The following is a 4,869-nucleotide window of genomic DNA, read 5'->3' on the forward strand; positions in this document are numbered from 1 at the left end:
GAACCACAGAACCACACCACGGGCTGCACGCCGTCGGCAGCGTCAAACTTGCCGGCGAGGTCCTCCTCGACCAGTGGCAGCACTTCTTCGATGCCGGTTCCACGGACCACCTCGTTCCACTCCACGGGCACAAGGAACGGGTACTTGGCCGCAGCCGCGAACAAGATGTCCTGGTGGCGCTTCGGGAGCAACTCGGAGTACATCACAAAATGCTTGTAGTCATGGTTTTCCGCCATTACGGCAAGCGCGGGCACGGCCTTGTTGAAGAACATCTCGGCGCGGAGGTTAAGGCGCTTTTCCGAGAACAGGTACTGCATGTAGTCATCCGGGGTCTTGAAAACCCCACTGCGCGACGTTTTCCACGAGTGTGATCCGGGTGAGAAGAGGCTGTAGCGCGTGACGCCGTAGAACATGGTAATCCCCAATGGTCTTGCGAGGCTKAACAAATCACCTAACTCTACCCGGCAGCCGTCCTCCCCGGTGACGCCGGGCCGCCGGGAACCGCAAAACCCCGCCATTGCCGACCATCTGGTCCGGCATGACGGGGTTTTCTGTGGTGGGTCCTACCGGGATCGAACCGATGACATCCACGGTGTAAACGTGGCGCTCTACCAGCTGAGCTAAAGACCCAAACCGCGGTATCCGCACCTCAGCGCTTCAACCAACGAACAGMTACTGTACAGGATGCCGGCGGCCAAGCGCCAATCGGTCCGACCCCTTCCCTAGAGCGGGGGCAGCTCGGCGGCAAGCCAGGTCAGGGCCCCGCTGACGCCTGCGTCGAGCTTGATGGTGRCAAGGTCATCGCCGCGGGTGGCTCCCCGGTTGATGATGACGACGGCTTTGCCCTGTTTGGCGGCGTGCCGGACAAATCGCAGGCCGCTCATGACGGTGAGGGACGAGCCTGCCACCAGGAGCGCCCGGGCCGCGTCGACCATGGCGTAGGAGCGCTCCACCCGGTCTTTGGGCACGTTTTCACCGAAGTAGACGAAGTMCGGTTTCAAGGTGCCGCCGCAGGCGGGACAGCGGGCAACGACGAAGGATTCGATCAGTCCGGAGTCCTCGACCGTGGCATCKGCATCGGGGGCCATTTCAATCCCCCCGGCGGCGTGGGCGCGTTCCAGGAATCCCGGGTTGAGTTCCTCGAGGACCCCGGCCAGGAGCCGGCGGCTGTACCGCYGGTGGCAGTCGAGGCACACCACCTGGTCGAAGCKGCCATGCAGGTCCACGACGTTGACGCTGCCGGCGTCTTCGTGGAGACGGTCGACGTTTTGGGTGATGAGTCCGGTGAGCAGTCCGCGGTGCTCCAGCCGGGCGACGGCGGCATGGCCGTCGTTGGGGTCCGCGCGGCGCAGGTGCGACCAGCCGATGTGGTTGCGGGCCCAGTAGCGCTGCCGGTTTTCCGCCTCGCCGATGAATTCCTGGTACGTCATCGGCGCCCTCGGGGCAGCGCCGGGGCCCCGGTAGTCCGGGATGCCGGAATCGGTGCTCAGGCCGGCGCCGGTCAGCACGGCGAACCGGCCCCCGGCGAGAAGTCCGTGGATGTCCTGCAGGACCTCGAGCTCGTCCCGCTGGAGTTCGGCCGAGGTCGCGGCGGCCGTGACCGGCGGGAGGCTGGCAAAACCAGTYATGCCGATCMCGGGGCGCCGCTGCCTCACCGGATCAGCTCCCGCCGAGTCCCGCCAGGGCGGCCCGGTATTCGGCAAGGTTCCGGGCCTGGCCGCGGGGGTTGACGACGACGTAACGGACGACGCCCGCGGCGTCGATGATGAAGGTGCCTCGCAGTGCTATGCCGCTTTCGGGGTCGAACACGCCGTAGGCCGAGGCCACGGCGCCGTGCGGCCAGAAGTCGGCGAGCAGGTCGAAACCGTAGCCTTCTTTTTCGGCGTAGGCCCGCTGGGCGAACTTGCTGTCCACCGAAACAGCCAGCACTGCGGCGTCGGCATCCTCAAACAGCGCCAGGTTGTCCCGGATTTCGCACAGTTCACCGGTGCAGATGCCGGAGAAAGCGAAGGGATAGAAGACCACGACGACGTTGCGGCCCCGGAAGTCCGAGAGGCGGACCGGCTCGCCGAACTGGTTGGCGAGCTCAAAGTCCGGTGCAGGATCGCCGACGGCCGGACGGGCGGCGTCGTTCTGGACCGCCTGGGTCACTTGTTCTTCCGCGTGACCAGCCGGGTGGCGCTCCAGTCCTTGGAGACGCCGGCCGACGTGGTGTAGTGGAGTCCCGCAGTGGGTGCGGCGTCCTGGATGTCGGCGGGCKAAACGTAGCCGACCCGCCCGGACTTGGGGGTCAGGACCCACACGACGCCGCCCTCGGTGAGGGTGGTCAGCGAATCGACCAGGGTGTCAACGAGGTCGCCGTCACCGGCCCGCCACCACAGGATGGCGGCATCGACCACTTCGTGATCGTCCTCATCGAGGAGTTCCGAGCCCGTGAGATCTTCGATGTCGTCACGCAAGTCGAAGTCGACGTCGTCGTCATAACCGAATTCCTGAATCAGGTCCCCGTCTTTGAAACCCAGTTTCTCCGCCACATTTACCGAAGTGGCGGCGTCGGCCTCGCTCACGTGTTGCTCCTATGCTTTGTGAATTGCTTCATGTTTTCAATGGCACTAGTGATTTCCATTACTCCAAGCCAACACMCTTTGCGCCTCCGCTTCAAGCTGTTGGCCCCGCGATCCGCCATATTCTGCGTCACACAGGGCGATCCGAAGGCTGACGGGCAGCCCGCGGTCACACAACCAGTATGCCCGTGAAATACGTCGGGGGGTCCATGCGGCGGCTACGCATCCGTCAACGCGCACGGCTAGAGTGGCTGATGACGACTACGCCTGTGCGGGCAAYCGCCCCACTGATGACACAGGCAGGCGTACCGTGATTGGACCTTGCCCGGCGCATACGACCGGKCTGTTGTAACCGATATGTCGCACACGTCGCGTTCACGCCAGGCAGTCACCCTGCCCGGAGCTGAGGGTGCCGATGGATGCGCYMAAAGAGAGGTTGGACGTGGCTGCAGGAGAAGATACCTCCCATATCCTCAGCGGGTTGACAAACCAGCTGCCTGATCGTGATCCGGAAGAGACCGCCGAGTGGCTGGAGTCCCTGGATACCCTGATTCAGGAACAGGGCACCGAGCGTGCCCAGTACATCATGCGGAGCCTGCTTCAGCGGGCCGGGGCGCAGAGTGTGGGTGTTCCGATGGTGACCACCACGGACTACGTCAACACGATCCCGGTGGACCAGGAAGCGCCGTTCCCCGGGGACGAGGAGATCGAGCGGAARTACCGGGCGTGGCTGCGCTGGAATGCCGCGGTCATGGTGCACCGGGCGCAGCGGGCGGACATCGGGGTCGGCGGGCACATCTCGACCTATGCCGGGGCCGCGACCCTGTACGAGGTCGGGTTCAACCACTTCTTCCGCGGCAAGGACCACCCCGGCGGCGGGGACCAGGTCTTCTTCCAGGGCCACGCCTCCCCCGGCATGTACGCCCGGGCCTTCATGGAGGGCCGTTTGTCCGAGGAGGACCTGGACGGGTTCCGGCAGGAGAAGTCCAAGGAGGGCCACGCCCTGTCCTCCTACCCSCACCCGCGGCTGATGCCGCAGTTCTGGGAGTTCCCCACGGTCTCGATGGGCATCGGGCCGATGAACGCGATCTACCAGGCCCAGTCCAACCGGTACCTGCACAACCGCGGCATCAAGGACACCTCCGACCAGCAGGTCTGGGCGTTCCTGGGCGACGGGGAAATGGACGAGCCCGAGTCCCGCGGGCTGCTCCAGCTCGCCGCGAACGACAAGCTGGACAACCTGAACTTCGTGATCAACTGCAACCTCCAGCGCCTGGACGGGCCGGTCCGGGGCAACGGCAAGATCATGCAGGAACTCGAGGCGTTCTTCCGCGGCGCGGGCTGGAACGTGATCAAGGTCGTCTGGGGCCGGGAGTGGGATGACCTGCTGGCCAAGGACGAGGACGGCTCGCTCGTGAAGATCATGAACGAGACCGTCGACGGGGACTACCAGACCTACAAGGCCGAATCCGGCGCGTTCGTCCGCGAACACTTCTTCGGCCAGACCCCGCAGACCAAGGAAATGGTCCAGGACCTCACCGACGACCAGATCTGGAACCTCAAGCGCGGCGGCCACGACTACAACAAGGTCTACGCGGCRTACAAGGCCGCGACCGAGTTCAAGGGCAAACCCACCGTCATCCTGGCCCACACGGTCAAGGGCTACGGCCTGGGCACCCACTTCGAGGGCCGCAACGCCACGCACCAGATGAAGAAGCTCACCCTCGCGGACCTGAAAGCCTTCCGCGACCACCTGCGCATCCCCATCWCCGACGACCAGCTCGAAGCCGACCCCTACCGGCCCCCGTACTACCACCCCGGCCCGGACGCCCCCGAAATCCAGTACCTCATGGAACGCCGCCGCGCCCTCGGCGGCTTMGTCCCCGAACGCCGGTCCAAACACAGCGAGATCACGCTGCCGGATGAGAAGACGTACGAGGTCGCGAACCGCGGCTCCGGCAAGCAGCTGGCCGCCACCACCATGGCGTTCGTCCGTTTGCTCAAGGACCTCATGCGGGACAAGAACTTCGGCCAGCGGATCGTGCCGATCATCCCGGACGAGGCCCGCACCTTCGGCATGGACGCGTTCTTCCCGACCGCGAAGATCTACAACCCGAACGGCCAGAACTACCTCTCCGTGGACCGGGACCTCGTCCTGGCCTACAAGGAGTCGATTTCCGGCCAGATCGTGCACGCCGGCATCAACGAGGCCGGTTCCGTGGCCGCGTTCACGGCCGCGGGCACCTCGTACGCCACGCACGGCGAGCCGCTCGTGCCGATCTACGTGTTCTACTCGATGTTCGGT

The 4,869-nt window shown here is 65.1% G+C and carries 5 protein-coding genes and 1 tRNA gene; 1 reads left to right on the top strand and 5 read right to left on the bottom strand.

Going from position 1 to position 4,869, the window contains the following annotated elements; translation table 11 throughout:
* From AC1DBQ_RS21940 to AC1DBQ_RS21960, 5 genes are all read right to left on the bottom strand, one after another.
* Positions 1–413, bottom strand: a 413-nt coding sequence (locus AC1DBQ_RS21940; protein WP_476930524.1) for a glycosyltransferase, incomplete at its 3' end; no start/stop codon positions are given.
* A 141-nt stretch (positions 414–554) separates the two neighbouring features.
* Positions 555–630: transfer RNA gene (locus AC1DBQ_RS21945), tRNA-Val, on the bottom strand.
* A gap of 92 nt (positions 631–722) precedes the next feature.
* Positions 723–1,655, bottom strand: a complete 933-nt coding sequence (locus tag AC1DBQ_RS21950) for an NAD-dependent protein deacetylase (protein ID WP_476930525.1) — start codon at positions 1,653–1,655, stop codon at positions 723–725.
* A gap of 4 nt (positions 1,656–1,659) precedes the next feature.
* A complete protein-coding gene (locus tag AC1DBQ_RS21955; RefSeq protein ID WP_476930526.1) occupies positions 1,660–2,151 on the bottom strand; it encodes a peroxiredoxin in 492 nt (163 codons plus the stop codon).
* Entirely contained in the window at positions 2,148–2,567 is a 420-nt protein-coding gene (locus AC1DBQ_RS21960) for a DUF3052 domain-containing protein (protein ID WP_476930527.1), read from the bottom strand. Before AC1DBQ_RS21960 ends, AC1DBQ_RS21955 begins: the two co-directional genes overlap by 4 nt.
* A 412-nt stretch (positions 2,568–2,979) precedes the next feature.
* On the opposite strand from AC1DBQ_RS21960, the gene aceE reads away from it, so the two are divergent.
* On the top strand, positions 2,980–4,869 hold a 1,890-nt coding region (aceE, locus tag AC1DBQ_RS21965; protein WP_476930528.1), incomplete at its 3' end, for a pyruvate dehydrogenase (acetyl-transferring), homodimeric type.

The sequence above is a fragment of the Arthrobacter sp. 10T413_2 genome (assembly GCF_056394205.1).